The organism is Streptomyces sp. NPDC060028 (assembly GCF_042736725.1).
Lineage (GTDB): Bacteria > Actinomycetota > Actinomycetes > Streptomycetales > Streptomycetaceae > Streptomyces.
On sequence record NZ_JBHWVJ010000050.1, the window covers coordinates 1 to 16,896 of the forward strand.

The following is a 16,896-nucleotide window of genomic DNA, read 5'->3' on the forward strand; positions in this document are numbered from 1 at the left end:
GACCCCGGGCGGAGCCCGGGGTCCGGGGCGGCCTGTCCGGCGGCTCAGCGGACCGGGTGGCCCGCCTCGCGCAGAACGTCCTTGACCTCGGAGATCCGCAGGTCGCCGAAGTGGAACACAGACGCCGCGAGCACCGCGTCGGCGCCCGCCGCGATCGCCGGCGGGAAGTGCGCGAGCTCGCCCGCGCCGCCCGAGGCGATCACCGGGACCGTGACGTGCTTGCGCACCGCCGCGATCATCTCGGTGTCGTACCCGCTCTTGGTGCCGTCCGCGTCCATCGAGTTCAGCAGGATTTCCCCGGCGCCCAGTTCGGCCGCCCGGTGCGCCCATTCGACGGCGTCGATGCCGGTGCCCTGGCGGCCGCCGTGCGTGGTGACCTCGAAGGTGCCGGCGGGGGTGCGGCGGGCGTCCACGGACAGCACCAGCACCTGTCGGCCGAAGCGCTCGGCGATCTCCTGGATCAGCTCGGGACGGGCGATGGCGGCGGTGTTCACGCCGACCTTGTCCGCGCCCGCCCTCAGCAGCTTGTTCACGTCGTCCGCGGTGCGGACCCCGCCGCCGACGGTCAGCGGGATGAAGACCTGCTCGGCGGTGCGGCGCACCACGTCGTAGGTGGTCTCGCGGTTCCCGGAGGACGCGGTGATGTCGAGGAAGGTCAGCTCGTCGGCGCCCTCGGCGTCGTAGAGCTTGGCCATCTCCACCGGGTCGCCCGCGTCGCGCAGGTTCTGGAAGTTGACGCCCTTGACGACCCGGCCGTTGTCCACGTCCAGGCAGGGGATCACCCGTACCGCGAGGGTCATGAGGAAACCTGCTTGTACGCCTCGACCTCGACCTCGACGACCATGCCGGGGTCGACGAACCCGGAGACGATGATCATGGAGGCGGCGGGCCGGATCTCGTCGAAGAGCGTCTTGTGGGCGCGGCCGACCTCGTCCACGTCCCGGGCGTGCGTGAGGTACATCCGGGTGCGGACCACGTGCTCGGGGCCGAGGCCCGCCTGCGCCAGGGCCTTGAAGGCGGCGTCGAAGGCGCCCACGGCCTGGTCGTACGGGCCGTTGGCGTCGGCCGCGGTGCAGCCGGAGACCAGGACGAGGCCGTTCGGGAGCTGGACGGCGCGGGAGTAGCCGATGACGTCCTCGTAGGCGCCGCCGGAGGAGATGCGGCGTACCTCGGGAGTGCTGCTCATGCGGAGACCACCTTCAGGGCTTCTTCCAGGGTGAACGCCTTGGCGTACAGGGCCTTGCCGACGATGGCGCCCTCGACGCCCAGCGGCACCAGCTCGGACAGGGCCCGCAGGTCGTCCAGGGAGGAGACGCCCCCGGAGGCGACGACCGGCCGGTCGGTGGCGGCACAGACGCCCCGCAGCAGCTCCAGGTTGGGGCCGGTCAGCGTGCCGTCCTTGCCGATGTCGGTGACGACGTACCGGGCGCAGCCCTCGGAGTCCAGGCGCGCGAGGGTCTCGTAGAGGTCCCCGCCCTCGCTGGTCCAGCCGCGGCCCTTGAGGGTGGTGCCGCGGACGTCGAGACCGATCGCGATCCTGTCGCCGTGTTCGGCGATGGCCTTGGCGGCCCACTCGGGGGTCTCCAGGGCGGCGGTGCCGAGGTTGACGCGGGTGCAGCCGGTGGCGAGGGCGGCGGCGAGCGAGGCGTCGTCGCGGATGCCGCCGGACAGCTCGACCTTGATGTCCATGGCGCCGGTGATCTCGGCGACGAGCGCGCGGTTGTCCCCGGTGCCGAAGGCGGCGTCCAGGTCGACCAGGTGCAGCCATTCGGCGCCGGCGGCCTGCCAGGCGAGGGCCGCCTCCAGCGGGGAGCCGTAGGAGGTCTCGCTGCCGGAGACACCGTGCACGAGGCGTACGGCCTGGCCGTCGCGGACGTCGACCGCGGGGAGCAGTTCAAGCTTGGCTGTGGGCACAGTCATCACAGGGTCTCGATCCAGTTGGTGAGGAGCTGGGCTCCGGCGTCGCCCGACTTCTCGGGGTGGAACTGGGTGGCCCACAGGGCCCCGTTCTCCACCGCCGCGACGAAGGGTTCGCCGTGGGTGGCCCAGGTGACCTTGGGGGCGCGGATCAGCGGGTTGGTGACTTCCAGGGACCACTGGTGCGCCGCGTAGGAGTGCACGAAGTAGAACCGGGCGTCGGCGTCGAGGCCGGCGAAGGCCTGGCTGTCGGCCGGGGCGTCGACGGTGTTCCAGCCCATGTGGGGGACGACCGGGGCCTTGAGCGGGCCGACCGTGCCGGGCCACTCGTCGAGGCCCTCGGTCTCGACGCCGTGCTCGATGCCGCGTTCGAAGAGGATCTGCATGCCGACGCAGATGCCCATGACCGGGCGGCCGCCGGAGAGCCGACGGCCGATGATCCAGTCGCCGCGGACGGACCGCAGGCCCTGCATGCAGGCGGAGAAGGCGCCGACGCCGGGGACGAGGAGTCCGTCGGCGTCCATGGCCTTGTCGTAGTCGCGGGTGATCTCCACGTCCGCGCCGGCGCGCGCGAGGGCGCGCTCGGCGGAGCGGACGTTGCCGAAGCCGTAGTCGAAGACGACGACCTTCTTGGTGGGGGCGGCAGCGCTCATTCCCAGATTCCTTGGATCCGCAGGACTCCGGCGACGAGACACATCACGGAGGCGATGGCGAGCAGGATGACGACCGACTTGGGCATCTTCTGCTTCTGGAAGGAGTAGACGCCGCCGGCCAGGAAGAGGCCGACGACGATCAGGACGGTGTTGAGGCCGTTCACGGCTAGAGGGCGCCCTTCGTGGAGGGCAGGATGCCGGCCGCGCGCGGGTCGAACTCGGCGGCGTAGCGCAGGGCCCGCGCGAGGGCCTTGAACTGGCACTCGACGATGTGGTGGGCGTTGCGGCCGTACGGGACGTGGATGTGCAGCGCGATCTGGGCCTGCGCGACGAAGGACTCGAAGATGTGCCGGGTCATCGTCGTGTCGTACGAGCCGATCATCGGCGCCATGTTCTCGGGCTCGGTGTGCACGAGGTACGGGCGGCCGGACAGGTCGACGGTCACCTGGGCGAGGGACTCGTCGAGCGGCACGGTGCAGTTGCCGAAGCGGTAGATGCCCACCTTGTCACCGAGGGCCTGCTTGAAGGCGGCGCCGAGCGCGAGCGCGGTGTCCTCGATGGTGTGGTGGCTGTCGATGTGCAGGTCGCCGTCGGTCTTGACCGTGAGGTCGAAGAGGCCGTGGCGGCCGAGCTGGTCGAGCATGTGGTCGTAGAAGCCCACGCCCGTCGAGACGTCGACCTTGCCGGTGCCGTCGAGGTTTATCTCGACGAGGACCGAGGTCTCCTTCGTGGTCCGTTCGACCCGTCCGATGCGGCTCATGCGTGCTGCTCCTTCTTCAGTGCGCGAACCGCTTCCAGGAACGCGTCGTTCTCGGCCGGGGTGCCCGCGGTGACCCGCAGCCGGCCCGGTACGCCGTTGTCCCGGACCAGGACGCCCCGGTCGAGGATCTTCTGCCAGGCGGTGTGGGAGTCCTCGAACGTCCCGAACTGGATGAAGTTCGCGTCGGACTCGGTGACCTCGTAGCCGAGTCCGCGCAGTTCGGCGACCAGGCGGTCCCGCTCGGCCTTGAGCTGCTCGACGTAGCCGAGCAGGGTGTCGGTGTGCTCCAGGGCCGCGAGTGCGGTCGCCTGGGTGACGGCCGACAGGTGGTACGGCAGGCGCACCAGCTGTACGGCGTCCACGACCGCGGGGTGCGCGGCCAGGTAGCCCAGGCGCAGTCCGGCGGCGCCGAAGGCCTTGGACATGGTCCGGGAGATCACCAGGTTCGGCCGGCCCTCGATGAGGGGCAGCAGCGACTCCCGGTGGCTGAACTCCACGTACGCCTCGTCGACGACCACCAGCGAGGGCTTGGCCGCCTGCGCGGCCTCGTAGAGCGCGAGGACGGTCTCGGCCCCGACGGCGGTGCCCGTGGGGTTGTTGGGCGAGGTGATGAAGACGACGTCGGGGGCGTGCTCGGCGATGGCCCGCTCCGCGGCCTCCACGTCGATGGTGAAGTCGTCCCGGCGCGGGCCGGAGATCCAGCCCGTCCCGGTACCGCGGGCGATCAGGGCGTGCATCGAGTACGAGGGCTCGAAGCCGATCGCGGTGCGGCCCGGACCGCCGAAGGTCTGGAGCAGCTGCTGGATGACCTCGTTGGAGCCGTTGGCGGCCCAGACGTTCTCCATGGCGACCGGGTGCTTGCCGGTACGGGTGAGGTAGGCGGCCAGCTCGGTGCGCAGCTCGACCGCGTCCCGGTCGGGGTAGCGGTTGAGGGTGCGGGCGGCGTCGGCGACGCGCTCGGCGATGCGGCGTACGAGCTCCTCGGGCAGCTCGTACGGGTTCTCGTTGGTGTTCAGCTGGACGGGCACGTCGAGCTGGGGGGCGCCGTACGGGGTCTTGCCGCGCAGCTCGTCCCGGATGGGGAGGTCGTCGATGCCGGTCATGACTGTGGAACCTTCCAGCCGAAGCGCGCCTTCAGGGCGGCGCCGTGCGCGGGCAGGTCCTCGGCCTCGGCGAGGGTCACCACGTGGTGGGTGACCTCGGCGAGGGCGTCGCGCGTGTAGTCGACGATGTGGATGCCGCGCAGGAAGGACTGCACGGACAGGCCCGAGGAGTGGCAGGCGCAGCCGCCGGTGGGCAGCACGTGGTTCGACCCGGCGCAGTAGTCGCCGAGCGAGACCGGGGCCCAGGGGCCGACGAAGATCGCGCCGGCGTTGCGCACCCGGGCGGCCCAGGCGGCCGCGTCGGCGGTCTGGACCTCCAGGTGCTCGGCACCGTACGCGTCGACGACCTTGAGGCCGTCCTCCAGGCTGTCGACCAGCACGATCGCGGACTGCCGGCCCGCGAGCGCCGGCTTGATCCGGTCCTCGACGTGCTTGGTGGCCGCGACCTGCGGCCCCAGCTCCTTCTCGACGGCGTCCGCGAGCTCCGCGGAGTCCGTGACGAGGACGGCCGCGGCCAGCGGGTCGTGCTCGGCCTGGCTGATCAGGTCGGCGGCGACGTGCACCGGGTCGGCCGTGGAGTCCGCGAGGACCGCGATCTCGGTCGGTCCGGCCTCGGTGTCGATGCCGATCCTGCCGGTGAAGTAGCGCTTGGCCGCGGCGACCCAGATGTTGCCGGGGCCGGTCACCATGTTGGCGGGCGGGCAGTCCTCGGTGCCGTACGCGAACATCGCGACGGCCTGGGCCCCGCCGACCGCGTACACCTCGTCGACGCCCAGCAGCGCGCACGCGGCGAGGATCGTGGGGTGCGGCAGGCCGCCGAACTCCTTCTGCGGCGGGGACGCGAGCGCGATCGACTCGACGCCCGCCTCCTGGGCCGGTACGACGTTCATGACGACGGAGGACGGGTACACCGAGCGGCCGCCCGGGGCGTACAGCCCCACGCGCTCCACCGGAACCCACTTCTCGGTCACCGTTCCGCCCGGAACCACCTGGGTGGTGTGCTCGGTGCGGCGCTGTTCGCGGTGCACGATCCGGGCGCGTCGGATCGACTCCTCCAGGGCGGCGCGGACGGCCGGGTCCAGCTCGTCGAGGGCGGTCTTGAGCGCCTCGGCCGGCACCCTGACCTGCTCCAGCTCCACCCCGTCGAACTTCCGCGCGTACTCGATCAGCGCCGCCGTGCCACGATGATGGACGTCCTCGCAGATGGGCCGCACCTTCTCCAGGGCGGCTTCCACGTCGAACTCGGCACGGGGCAGCAGATCGCGCAGGGCGCCGCCCTCGGGGAGGGCGTCACCGCGCAGGTCGATACGAGAGATCACCCCCCGATTCTCTCAGACCGCCTCACGCCACCGTTCGCCCGTATCACTGGTTGATACACGCCCCGGATGTCACTGGCGGCCGTTAGCGTTCATGTACACGCAGTCCGCGGGCAGCGGGTGCGAAGGGTTTGACCAGCGGAGGGGGACCGCCATGGCCGAAACGCGCGTGGGCGTGGAGCCGGTCGATCTGACCGGGCCGGAGCTCGGCATGTGGAGCGCGTACCGGACGGGCAGCGTCTGCGATCTCAGCGCCCGGGCCGCCGACCAGGACGATCCCCACAGCGACCGGGTGTGGGGCCCCGAGCGCAGCGTCCGCGCCCAGGTGGTGGCGCTGCTGCTGCTCCACGGCCCGCCGCCGGTCCCGGGCCGGGTCGCGTCGCTGAAGCTGCGCGGCGTACGCATCACCGGGCGGCTCGACCTCTCCGGCGGCACCGTCTCCCCGTACGTCGAGCTCCAGTCCTGCCGCTTCGACAGCGAGATCCAGCTCTCGGAGGCCCGCTTCGGCACGCTGCGGCTGATGAACTGCGCGATACCCCGGCTGGAGGCGGCGCGGCTGCACACCGAGGGCGATTTACACATGCCGCGGTGCCGGGTGGCCCGCGGCATCCGGCTGACCGACGCACAGATCGGCACCGACCTGCTGATCAGCCAGGCCGTGGTGCAGCGCGACAACAAGGGGCGGGCCATCGCCGCCGACGGCATGTCGGTCGCGCAGGACTTCCAGGGCGAGCTGCTGGAGACGTACGGCGAGGTGAGCCTGCGCGGCGCCAAGGTCGGCGTGTCGATGAACCTGCGCGGGGCGCGCCTGCGCAATCCGTACGGGCGCCGCGCGCTGAACGCACCGCAGCTGACGGTCGAGCGGACCCTCTACCTGACCTCGATCGCGCTCGGCTACACCCCGGGCGACTCCGGGTCCTCCACTCCCCCGTACGGGCTGGGCCAGACCCCGACGCGCGGGCAGCGGGCGCAGCGCTTCGAATGCCGGGGCGGGCTGCGCCTCGACGACGGCCGCTTCGGCGACGCGGTCGACTTCTACGGCGCGCGCTTCATCCTGGCCGAGGACCAGGAGGTCTCGCTGCGCCGGATCCAGACCCCGGAGCTGCGGTTCGTGGGCGAGCAGCCAGAGCACGGGCGGGTGGTGGTGTCCGGGGCGAAGGTGGTCAAGCTCGTCGACACCTCCACGAGCTGGCCGGGCCCGGGCCGGGTGTCGATGGAGGGCTTCGCCTACGAGAACCTCGTGCCCCGGGGTCACTTCCCGCTGTCGCGCCGCCTCGCCTGGGTCGAGGCGGCCACCCCCGAGTACTCCCCGGAGCCGTACGAGCGGCTCGCGGCGGTGCTGCGCGCCTCGGGGGAGGACGCGGACGCCCGCGAGGTGCTGCTGGCCAAGCAGCGCAGGCGGCGGGCGACCCTGCCGCCGGCGGTGAAGGCGTGGGGGTACCTCCAGGACTGGACGGTGGTCTACGGCTACCGCCCGGGCCGGGCCGCGCTGTGGATGGCCGTGCTGTGGGCGGCGGGCGCCCTGCTCTTCTCCTGGCACGGGGAGCCGCCGGCGATCAAGGCGGACGAGCACCCGCAGTGGGATCCCGCCCTGTACGCCCTGGACCTGCTGCTGCCGGTCATCGATCTCGGCCAGCAGGACCAGTGGAAGCTGCAGGGCGGCTGGCAGTGGGGAGCCGCCGCCCTCGTCATCCTGGGGTGGATCCTGGCCACGACGGTGGCGGCGGGAGCGTCCCGGCTGCTGCGGCGGGGGTGACGGGCAGGAGAGACGGTGCCGGGCCGGGGCCACTACCCTGTGCGTCGTGACCACCGTTCGCCTGCCCCTCTTCCCGCTGAACTCGGTGCTGTTCCCGGGACTCGTCCTCCCGCTGAACATCTTCGAGGAGCGTTATCGCGCCATGATGCGCGAGCTGCTGAAGACGGGCGAGGACGAGCCGCGCCGTTTCGCGGTCGTCGCCATCCGCGACGGCCGCGAGGTCGCCCCGACCGCCCCGGGCCTGCCGGACCCGACCGCCCTGCCCGAGCGCGGCCCGGCCGCCGGTTTCGGCGCCGACCCGATCCAGGCCTTCCACCGCGTGGGCTGCATCGCGGACGCGGCGACCATCCGGGAGCGGGAGGACGGCAGCTTCGAGGTCCTGGCGACGGGCACGACGCGGGTGCGGCTGCTGTCGGTGGACTCCTCGGGCCCGTACCTGACGGCGGAGCTGGAGGAACTCCCGGAGGACTCCGGCGACGGAGCGGGGGCGCTGGCCGAGGGGGTGCTGCGGGCCTTCCGCAACTACCAGAAGCGGCTGGCCGGAGCCCGCGAACGCTCCCTGACGGGGGCGGAACTGCCCGACGAGCCGTCGGTGGTCTCCTACCTGGTGGCCGCGGCGGCGGTGCTGGACATCCCGGCGAAGCAGCGCCTGCTCCAGGCCCCGGACACCGCGACCCGCCTGGCGGAGGAGCTGGGGCTCCTGCGCACCGAGACGGCGGTGATCCGCCACCTCCCCTCGCTGCCGGCGGTGGACCTGACGCGCAACCCGACGAGCCCGAACTGACGGCGGATCCGAACTGATGGCGAAGAAGAAGCCGGCCGCGCCGGCCGGTACCCCGGCGATCGTGGCCCTCACGGCGGCGGGTGCGCAGTTCTCGGTGCACGCGTACGAGCACGACCCGGCGCATCCCTCGTACGGCGAGGAGGCGGCACAGGCCATGGGCGTCTCCCCGGACCGGGTCTTCAAGACCCTGGTCGCGGAGGTCGACGGGGTCCTCACGGTGGCGGTGGTCCCGGTCTCGGGCTCGCTGGACCTGAAGGCGCTGGCGACGGCGGTGGCCGGCAAGCGGGCGGCGATGGCCGACCCGGCGCTGGCGGAGCGGACGACGGGCTACGTCCGCGGTGGCATCTCCCCGCTGGGGCAGCGCAAGCGGCTGCGCACGGTGGTCGACGCGTCGGCCGCCGCGCACGCCACGATCTGCGTCTCGGCCGGCCGCCGGGGCCTGGAGGTCGAACTCCCCCCGGACACCCTCACGACCCTGACGTCGGCGGTCGTGGCGCCCATCGCCCGGCCGTAGCCTGCGGCGCCACCCGGAACGTACCCGCGGCGCCGCTGCGGGGGCTCCGCCCCAGGGGCGCCGCCCCGCTCAGCGTCAGGCTCGCGGCGGCTCGGGCGCGGTGCCCGCGTCGGGGGTGTGGACGTGCGCGGGCGGGTACGTACCCGGCCAGGCCGGGAGGGCCGGGGCCTCGCGGGGGGACCACAGGGCCGTCAGGGCCAGGTGGACGACCACGGCGGCCATGGGCCAGCCGAGCAGCGCCCCGTGCGCCAACAGCTCCAGCGGAGCGTCGAAGGCGACGCCCTTGCCCGCCGCCTTCGCCGCCGCGACCAGATCGGACGTCGGTCCCAGCCACAGCCCGAGCCGCCACCCGCCCAGCGAGGCGAAGCCCGACCCGATCACCAGGCCGATCACCAGCGGGACGCCCCCGCGCCGGCGCCACAGGAACACGAGCACCGCGCTCAGCGCGCCCAGCCCGACGGACAGCAGCAGGAACGTCCCGTCGGACCCGATCCGGGCCTCGCTCTCGGTGTTCCGCAGGAAGACGGCCTCGCCGTTCGAGACGTACTGCACCCGCGGCGCCAGCCACGCCCACAGCAGCCCGAGCAGCACTCCGGCCACCCCCACCGCCAGGGCGACGGCGGCCCCGTCGCGGATGTCCGCCGGGGTGATGGCCGCGTCGGACTCCGACGGGAGCGGCGACGGCGGCTGGTCATAAGGGGTTACGGCTTCGGTCACCCCCACATCGTGCCAGGTCTGGAACGAGGGGGGCCGTCCGGCACCGCGTCAGCGGACCGCCGCCCGCCGGTACGCCCATGTCGCGACGGCCAGCGAGAGCACCCCGACCGCCCCGCACACGCCGAGGTCCAGGACGACCGCGGCCCAGTCCGGGTGCGGCGCGAAGGTACGCGCGAAGGCCTCGACCCCGTACGTCGACGGCAGCAGGTCCCGCGCCCACACGACCACGTCCGGCATCCGCTCCGGCGGCAGAACGCCCAGCAGCAGCGCCGCCGACATGCCCAGCTGCCCGGCCAGCGTGGCCAGTTCCTGGCGCGGCGCGAGCAGCCCGAGCGCCGCCCCGAGCCCGGCCAGCGCGGCCCCGGCCAGCGGTACCACGGCGACCAGGATCCACAGCCCGCTCATCGGCAGCCCGAACAGCACGCATCCGAAGACGGCCGTCACCAGCGTGCCCGGCAGCGTGAAGGAGGCGTACGCGGCGGCCGCGCCCAGCACCACCGACGCGGGCGGCACGGGCAGGGTGGCGTAGTGGTCGAGCCCCCCACCGGCCCGCAGCTGGCCGAAGTACTGCGCGAGCAGGTTCAGCGCGACGAAGGCCACGACCAGCACCGAGGATCCGGCGACCACCGCTCGCGCCTCGGAGCCGCCGTCGACCACCCCGCGCATCAGGATCATGATCCCGACGGACTGGAAGGTGGCCACGAACAGCAGGGGGATCCGCGACACGCGGGCCCGCGAGAGCTGCGCCCGGTAGACCGCGGCCAGCGCGGGGAAGAACCGTGCCCGCGGCGCGAGCACACCGACAGCGGTTAGGGCGGTCGTCACGCCTTCACCAGTCCCTTCGAGGTACGCCCGCCGAGCGCGAGGTACACGTCCTCCAGGCTCGGCGTCGCCAGCGTGAAGTCGTCGAGGGCGGCGAAGGCCGGCCCCCCGGTGACCGCGGCGACCGCGGCCCGGGCCTCGTCCTGGCTCAGCCGCAGCACCCAGCGCCGTCCGGACTCGGTGGCGGACGCCGCCAGCGCCGCGACCTGCGGCACGTCCAGCGGCGGCGCGGTCCGCCACACCAGTTCCAGTCGGACCTCGTCGGAGACGGCGGCCTTGAGCCCGGCCGGGGTGTCGCAGGCGATGACCCGCCCCTGGTCGATGACGGCGACGCGGTCGAGGACGGTCTCGGCCTCGATGACGTTGTGGGTGACCAGCAGCACGGTGGCCCCGGCCTCGGCGCGCCGCCGGTCCACGGCCGCCCAGACGGCCCGCCGGGCCACCGGGTCCATGCCGGTCGTGGGCTCGTCGAGGACCAGTACCGGCCGCTCGCCGACCAGCGCGGCGGCGACGCACGCGAGGCGACGCTGCCCGCCGGAGAGTTTCTTCAGGGGCCGCCCGGCGATGTCGGTCAGCCCGAGTTCCTCCAGTACGGAGTCCCGCGCGGCCCGCGCCTCCCGTACGCCGAGCCCGCGCAGCCGTCCGGTGGTCTCGGCGGCCAGCGCCACCGTGAGCTCGTCGAGGGCGGTGGACTCCTGTCCCAGGTAGGCGAGCAGCCGGGCCGCGCGCTCGGGGTGGCGCACCAGGTCGTGACCGAGCAGGGTCACGGCGCCGGAGTCGGGCCGCATGAGCCCGGTCAGCTGCCGGACCAGCGTCGACTTGCCGGCGCCGTTGGGGCCGAGCAGGCCGAAGATCTCGCCGCGCCGGACGTCCAGACAGATCCCGTCGGTGGCGCGGGTCTCGGGCAGGGCGGGAGCCCCGCGCCGACCCCGTACCGCGGGATAGGTCTTGACCAGGTCACGCACCGCGCAGACCACGTCGGAGGCCGACCCCCCGGCCGCCGCCACGCCGATTTTCGCCTGTGCTGTGCCCGTGCTCACGAGGGAGCAGCCTACGGGGTTCCCGCCCCTACTCGGCTGTCGGGGCGGCCGGGACGGGGGCTCCGGCGCCCTGGCCGGGTGTCGCGGACAGGTGCTCGGCGGCGGCCCGTACGTCGATCTCGCGCCAGAACCCGGCCCGGATGGCGTAGCGGTCGTGCTCGTCGATCTGGTCGTCCTTGTGGGCCAGGAGGCCGAACCGGGCGGCGTAGCGCAGCAGCTCCCCGTCGATCCGGTGCGGGATCCGCGGGTACATGGTGGCCAGCTTCTGCAGGTGCACGGTCTCGGGCAGCCGCTCCATCCAGCGGCGGGCGAAGACCTGGCCGACCTCGAAGGGGTCGCCGCCGACGGTGGTGATGTCCTCCTCGCGGTCCGCCCAGCGCTGCTCGGCGGAGGTGAGCTGGGCGAGGGTGGGCAGCGAGGCCGTCTCGGCGGGCTCGCCGAGCGGTCCGGCCCGGTCGATCCAGCCCTTGTCGGAGGACCAGCGCAGGGCGCTTCCGGTGGGGTTGGCCTGCGGGCCGTTGTTCTGGCCGCCGACGGTGACCGGGGCGCTCTGGCCGGGGGCGCGCAGCGAGCCCGCGAGGTCCTTGGGCGTGGGGACGGCCTTGCCCGCGCCGCCGGCGGTGGGCGCCGGTACGGGTGCGCCGTGGTCCCGGGGCTCCTCGGGGGCGGCGCTGCCGTTCCCGTTGCGCGCGGCTTCGGCCAGGGCCGCTTCGGGCAGCGGGGCGGAGAGGATGGCGGCGATCTCGGGGCGGGGCGCGGGCGCGGGGGCGCACAGTCCGGTGAGGTCGCGGGCGCGGACGGCCCGGGTGATCCAGGCGCGGTCCAGGACGCGGCGTTCGTCGGCCTCGGCGACGAGGTCCTCGGACTGGTTGTAGTCGCCGTCGGCGGCCTGGACGGCCCAGAGGTGGACGGCGACCCCGTGTTCCTTGGCGGACATCAGGCCGGGCAGCAGGTCCCCGTCGCCGGTGACCAGGACCACGTCGGAGCAGGCGCGGTTGCGGGCCAGCTCGGTGAGCTCGGCGTGCATGGCGGCGTCCACGCCCTTCTGCGCCCAGCGGCCGTCGCTGCGGGTCAGGGCGCCGAGGCGGACGGTGACCCGGGGCATGACGCGCAGCCGGCGGTGCTCGGGCTGCGGCACCCGGTCGGGTGCACCGTCGAACCAGTAGATCCGCAGCAGCGGCTGTTCGGTGTCGGCCTCGGCGCGCTCGCGCAGCCCCTGGATCAGCGCGGCATGGTCGACGGTGATCCGGGAGCGGGAGGGCTCCCCTGCGAGGAGGCTCGCGGCGGCGCCCAGCAGATAGCCGGCGTCCACCAGGACGACGCAGCGGTCCACGCGTACCACCCTCTTCCCTGGGGGTCCTTGGAGTTTCCCCGAGTCTGCCCGACCGCAAGGAGGTTGAAGGCCGGAACTCGATCATCGGCGTGGCGGATCTGGCGCGGGAGGGGGAAGGACAGTCGGCTACGCGCAGTAATGATCCAAAATGCGCCGTTTCTGGCGCTGTGTGAGTGTGAAGGCGGTCCTGGCCCCTAGACCCTCACGGAGGCTCCACCATGGCCAAGAACAAGAACCAGAAGCAGCCGCAGAAGCAGCAGGCCCGCTCGCCGCAGCAGGACCTGTCGAAGGGTTCGACGGAATCCTCGCCCGAGTCGACGTCCCAGTCCCCGAGCCCGATGGACATGGCCCGCAAGGGCAAGTCGAAGCGGTTCGGCCACAACTGACGCGCCTCCGCGAGCGGTACGAGGAGGGCGCGCCCGGATCCCCGGGCGCGCCCTCTTCACGTACGGCGTCTTCGGCGTTTTCACGTACGGCGCGGCATGGCGCCGGCGGTGTTATCCGGCCAGGCAGGACGGCCCGAGCAGCACCTTGAGGTCGCCGAAGAGCGCCGGGTCGGGCTGGACCCGGTGCTTGTCGAGGCGCAGCACGGTGGTGGTGCGCGGCCCCTGGAGCTTGATCCGCACCTCGGTGTTGCCCCTGTGGTGGCGCAGGATCTCCCCCAGACGGGTCACCATCGGCGGGGTGACCTTGACGGTCGGGATGGTGAGGACGACCGGGGCGTTGGTCCCGGCGGAGGTCAGGTCGGGGACCATCATCTCCATGGCGACCAGGCGGGGGACGTCCTCGCGCTTGTCGAGGCGGCCCTTGACGAAGACGACGGTGTCCTCGACCAGCTGGGTGGAGACGAGCTGGTAGGTGGCCGGGAAGAACATGCACTCGATGGAGCCGGCCAGGTCCTCGACGGTGGCGATGGCCCAGGCGTTGCCCTGCTTGGTCATCTTGCGCTGGAGGCCCGAGATGATGCCGCCGATGGTGACCACGGCGCCGTCGGAGTGCTCGCCGCCGGTGAGCTGGGAGATTCCGGCGTCCGTCTTGTCGGAGAGCACGTGCTCCAGACCGAAGAGCGGGTGGTCGGAGACGTAGAGGCCGAGCATCTCGCGCTCCTGGGCGAGGAGGTAGGACTTCTCCCACTCGACGTCCGAGAACTCGACGTCGAGGCCGAAGCCCGGCTCGTCGCTCGCGGTCTCGTCACCCATCCCGCCGAAGAGGTCGAACTGGCCCTCGGCCTCCTTGCGCTTGACGGCGACCACGTTGTCGATCATCGGTTCGTGGTGGGCGACCAGGCCCTTGCGGGTGTGGCCCATCTCGTCGAAGGCGCCGGCCTTGATCAGCGACTCGACGGTCCGCTTGTTGCAGACGACGGCCTCGACCTTGTCCAGGAAGTCGGGGAAGGAGGAGTACTTCCCCTTGGCCTTCCTGGTCTTGATGATCGACTCGACGACGTTCTGGCCGACGTTGCGCACCGCGGTGAGGCCGAAGAGGATCACGTCGTCGCCCTGGGCGGCGAAGTTCGGCTCCGACTCGTTCACGTTCGGCGGGAGCACCTTGATGCCCATGCGCCGGCACTCGTTCAGGTAGATCGCGGACTTGTCCTTGTCGTCCTTGACCGAGGTGAGCAGACCGGCCATGTACTCGGCCGGGAAGTTCGCCTTGAGGTAGGCGGTCCAGTAGGAGACCAGCCCGTACGCGGCCGAGTGGGCCTTGTTGAAGGCGTAACCGGCGAAGGGGACCAGGACGTCCCACAGGGCCTGGATCGCCTTGTCGTTGTAGCCGTTCTTCCGGGCGCCCTCCTGGAAGATGGTGAAGTTCTTCGCCAGCTCCTCGGGCTTCTTCTTGCCCATCACGCGGCGCAGGATGTCGGCCTCGCCGAGCGAGTACCCGGCGATGATCTGGGCGGCCTTCTGCACCTGCTCCTGGTAGACGATCAGGCCGTAGGTGACCGCGAGCACCTCTTCGAGGGGCTTCTCCAGATCCGGGTGGATCGGGGTGATCTCCTGCTGCTTGTTCTTTCGCAGGGCGTAGTTCGTGTGCGAGTTCATGCCCATCGGGCCCGGCCGGTACAGGGCCGAGACGGCGGAGATGTCCTCGAAGTTGTCGGGCTTCATCAGGCGCAGCAGGGAGCGCATGGGCCCGCCGTCGAACTGGAAGACGCCGAGGGTGTCGCCGCGGCCGAGCAGTTCGAAGGTCTTGGGGTCGTCGAGCGGGAGGCCGAGGAGATCGATGTCGATCCCCTTGTTGGCCTTCACCATCTTGACGGCGTCGTCCATGATCGTGAGGTTGCGCAGGCCCAGGAAGTCCATCTTCAGCAGGCCGAGCGACTCGCAGCTCGGGTAGTCCCACTGGGTGATGGTGACGCCGTCGGAGTGCCGCACCCAGACGGGCACGTGGTCGGTGATCGTCTCGCTGGACATGATCACGCCGGCGGCGTGCACGCCCATCTGTCGGACCAGGCCCTCGACACCGCGGGCGGTGTCGATGACCTTCTTCACGTCGGGCTCGTTCTCGTACATCCCGCGGATCTCGCCGGCCTCGCCGTAGCGGGGGTGCGTGGGGTCGAGGATGCCGGAGAGCGGGATGCCCTTGCCGAGGACGTCGGCGGGCATGGCCTTGGTGAGCCGGTCGCCCATGGCGTACGGGTAGCCCAGGACGCGCGCGGAGTCCTTGATCGCGTTCTTGGCCTTGATGGTGCCGTACGTGCCGATCATGGCGACCTTGTCGGCGCCGTACTTCTCGGTCACGTACCGGATCACCTCGACGCGCCGGCGCTCGTCGAAGTCGATGTCGACATCGGGCATGGAGACGCGCTCGGGGTTCAGGAAGCGCTCGAAGATCAGACCGTGGGTGATCGGGTCGAGGTCGGTGATGCCCATGGCGTACGCGACGATCGAGCCGGCGGCGGAGCCTCGGCCGGGGCCCACCGCGATGCCCTGGTTCTTGGCCCACATGATGAAGTCGGCGACCACGAGGAAGTAGCCCGGGAAGCCCATCGAGATGATCGTGTCCATCTCGTACTCGGCCTGCTTCATCCGGTCTTCCGGGATGCCTCCGGGGTAGCGGCGGTTCATGCCGCGCATGGTCTCCTCGCGGAACCAGGTGACCTCGGTGTAGCCGTCCGGGATGTCGAACTTCGGCATCAGGTTCCGGAACTGGAACATGCCCTCGGTGTCGACCTGTTCCGCGACCAGCCGCGTGTTGGCGCAGCCCTCCTGCCAGGCGTCCGAGGAGTCGATGGCGTACATCTCGTCCGTGGACTTCAGGTAGTAGCCGGTGCCGTCGAAGCGGAAGCGGTCCGGGTCCGAGAGGTTCTTGCCGGTCTGGATGCACAGCAGGGCGTCGTGGGCGCCGGCCTCGCTCGCGTAGGTGTAGTGCGAGTCGTTCGTCACCAGGGGCGGGATGCCGAGCTTCTTGCCGATCTCCAGCAGACCGTCGCGCACCCGGCGCTCGATCTCGATGCCGTGGTCCATCAGCTCCAGGAAGTACCGGCCCTTGCCGAAGATGTCCTGGTACTCGGAGGCGGCCTTCAGGGCCTCGTCGAACTGGCCGAGGCGCAGCCTGGTCTGGAGCTCGCCCGACGGGCAGCCGGTGGAGGCGATCAGGCCCTCCGACCACTTGCTGATGGTCTCCTTGTCCATGCGCGGCCACTTGGTGAGCCAGCCCTCGGCGTACGCGTCGGAGGACAGCCGGAAGAGGTTGTTCAGGCCGGTGGCGTTCGCCGCCCAGATCGTCTTGTGGGTGTAGCCACCGGAGCCGGAGACGTCGTCGCGCTTCTGGTGCGGCTGGCCCCACTGGATGCGGCGTTTGTTGCGCCGGGACTCGGGGGCGACGTACGCCTCGATGCCGATGATCGGGGTGACCCCGGCCTTCTTCGCGGTGTGGAAGAAGTCATAGGCGCCGTGCAGGTTGCCGTGGTCGGACATGGCGATGTGCGTCATGCCCATCTCGTTGCACGCGTTGAACATGTCCTTCAGCCGCGCGGCACCGTCCAGCAGCGAGTACTGGGTGTGGACGTGCAGGTGCGTGAACGGCGGCTTGGTCACGGTGGGGGTCCTCCGGAGGGGAGAGAGGGGTGGCAGCTCTGAATCCTACGTCTCCCGGGTGACAGATCACGGGCACCGAGGAGGTACCTTCATCCGTTGCAGACCCAAGGACCCCGTCCGCAATGCGATCCACCCCGCGCC

The 16,896-nt window shown here is 71.8% G+C and carries 17 protein-coding genes; 4 read left to right on the forward strand and 13 right to left on the reverse strand.

Annotated elements, in window-relative coordinates; all coding sequences use genetic code 11:
• Window positions 1–44: 44 nt before the first annotated feature.
• Genes hisF through hisD form a run of 8 tightly spaced genes read right to left on the reverse strand, consistent with a single transcriptional unit; the run spans window position 45 to window position 5,752 of the window.
• Window positions 45–800: an imidazole glycerol phosphate synthase subunit HisF gene (hisF, locus tag ACFWBF_RS23545; protein WP_385605230.1), complete on the reverse strand. Its 756-nt coding sequence runs from the start codon at window positions 798–800 to the stop codon at window positions 45–47.
• Window positions 797–1,186 (reverse strand): RidA family protein, encoded by a 390-nt coding sequence (locus ACFWBF_RS23550; RefSeq protein WP_385605233.1) that lies wholly within the window; start codon window positions 1,184–1,186, stop codon window positions 797–799. The genes hisF and ACFWBF_RS23550 overlap by 4 nt, the downstream gene beginning before the upstream one ends.
• Complete coding sequence (priA, locus tag ACFWBF_RS23555; protein WP_385605236.1) at window positions 1,183–1,920, reverse strand: bifunctional 1-(5-phosphoribosyl)-5-((5-phosphoribosylamino)methylideneamino)imidazole-4-carboxamide isomerase/phosphoribosylanthranilate isomerase PriA; 738 nt, start codon at window positions 1,918–1,920, stop codon at window positions 1,183–1,185. Before priA ends, ACFWBF_RS23550 begins: the two co-directional genes overlap by 4 nt.
• Window positions 1,920–2,570, reverse strand: coding sequence for an imidazole glycerol phosphate synthase subunit HisH (gene hisH, locus ACFWBF_RS23560; protein ID WP_385227344.1), 651 nt, complete (start codon window positions 2,568–2,570; stop codon window positions 1,920–1,922). Before hisH ends, priA begins: the two co-directional genes overlap by 1 nt.
• Entirely contained in the window at window positions 2,567–2,734 is a 168-nt protein-coding gene (locus tag ACFWBF_RS23565) for a hypothetical protein (RefSeq protein WP_385605239.1), read from the reverse strand. Before ACFWBF_RS23565 ends, hisH begins: the two co-directional genes overlap by 4 nt.
• Window positions 2,735–2,736: 2 nt before the next feature.
• Window positions 2,737–3,330, reverse strand: coding sequence for an imidazoleglycerol-phosphate dehydratase HisB (gene hisB, locus ACFWBF_RS23570; RefSeq protein WP_266577736.1), 594 nt, complete (start codon window positions 3,328–3,330; stop codon window positions 2,737–2,739).
• On the reverse strand, window positions 3,327–4,433 hold the full coding sequence (locus ACFWBF_RS23575; RefSeq protein ID WP_385605242.1) for a histidinol-phosphate transaminase: 1,107 nt from the start codon (window positions 4,431–4,433) through the stop codon (window positions 3,327–3,329). Before ACFWBF_RS23575 ends, hisB begins: the two co-directional genes overlap by 4 nt.
• Window positions 4,430–5,752 (reverse strand): histidinol dehydrogenase, encoded by a 1,323-nt coding sequence (hisD, locus tag ACFWBF_RS23580; protein WP_385605245.1) that lies wholly within the window; start codon window positions 5,750–5,752, stop codon window positions 4,430–4,432. The genes ACFWBF_RS23575 and hisD overlap by 4 nt, the downstream gene beginning before the upstream one ends.
• A gap of 151 nt (window positions 5,753–5,903) precedes the next feature.
• On the opposite strand from hisD, the gene ACFWBF_RS23585 reads away from it, so the two are divergent.
• The 3 genes from ACFWBF_RS23585 to ybaK are packed head-to-tail and all read left to right on the forward strand — an operon-like array spanning window position 5,904 to window position 8,803.
• The gene (locus tag ACFWBF_RS23585; RefSeq protein WP_385605248.1) at window positions 5,904–7,505 is read left to right on the forward strand and encodes an oxidoreductase; all 1,602 of its coding nucleotides are present in this window, start codon (window positions 5,904–5,906) and stop codon (window positions 7,503–7,505) included.
• Between the two features lie 46 nt (window positions 7,506–7,551).
• Window positions 7,552–8,289, forward strand: coding sequence for an LON peptidase substrate-binding domain-containing protein (locus tag ACFWBF_RS23590; protein ID WP_385227329.1), 738 nt, complete (start codon window positions 7,552–7,554; stop codon window positions 8,287–8,289).
• Window positions 8,290–8,305: 16 nt separating this feature from the next.
• The gene (gene ybaK / locus ACFWBF_RS23595) at window positions 8,306–8,803 is read left to right on the forward strand and encodes a Cys-tRNA(Pro) deacylase (protein ID WP_385605251.1); all 498 of its coding nucleotides are present in this window, start codon (window positions 8,306–8,308) and stop codon (window positions 8,801–8,803) included.
• A 75-nt stretch (window positions 8,804–8,878) separates the two neighbouring features.
• Here ybaK and ACFWBF_RS23600 read toward each other — a convergent pair whose 3' ends face one another.
• The 4 genes from ACFWBF_RS23600 to ACFWBF_RS23615 are packed head-to-tail and all read right to left on the reverse strand — an operon-like array spanning window position 8,879 to window position 12,724.
• Window positions 8,879–9,520: a hypothetical protein gene (locus ACFWBF_RS23600; protein WP_385605254.1), complete on the reverse strand. Its 642-nt coding sequence runs from the start codon at window positions 9,518–9,520 to the stop codon at window positions 8,879–8,881.
• 48 nt (window positions 9,521–9,568) lie between these two features.
• On the reverse strand, window positions 9,569–10,345 hold the full coding sequence (locus ACFWBF_RS23605; protein ID WP_385605257.1) for an ABC transporter permease: 777 nt from the start codon (window positions 10,343–10,345) through the stop codon (window positions 9,569–9,571).
• Window positions 10,342–11,382, reverse strand: a complete 1,041-nt coding sequence (locus ACFWBF_RS23610) for an ABC transporter ATP-binding protein (protein WP_385605260.1) — start codon at window positions 11,380–11,382, stop codon at window positions 10,342–10,344. The genes ACFWBF_RS23605 and ACFWBF_RS23610 overlap by 4 nt, the downstream gene beginning before the upstream one ends.
• 28 nt (window positions 11,383–11,410) lie before the next feature.
• Window positions 11,411–12,724 (reverse strand): NYN domain-containing protein, encoded by a 1,314-nt coding sequence (locus ACFWBF_RS23615; RefSeq protein WP_385605262.1) that lies wholly within the window; start codon window positions 12,722–12,724, stop codon window positions 11,411–11,413.
• 209 nt (window positions 12,725–12,933) lie between these two features.
• Between ACFWBF_RS23615 and ACFWBF_RS23620 the strand changes: the two genes are divergently transcribed.
• Window positions 12,934–13,101: a hypothetical protein gene (locus ACFWBF_RS23620; protein ID WP_385227311.1), complete on the forward strand. Its 168-nt coding sequence runs from the start codon at window positions 12,934–12,936 to the stop codon at window positions 13,099–13,101.
• Between the two features lie 111 nt (window positions 13,102–13,212).
• Here the strand turns inward: ACFWBF_RS23620 and dnaE are convergent, their stop codons facing one another.
• Entirely contained in the window at window positions 13,213–16,755 is a 3,543-nt protein-coding gene (dnaE, locus tag ACFWBF_RS23625) for a DNA polymerase III subunit alpha (protein ID WP_385605265.1), read from the reverse strand.
• Window positions 16,756–16,896: the final 141 nt, after the last annotated feature.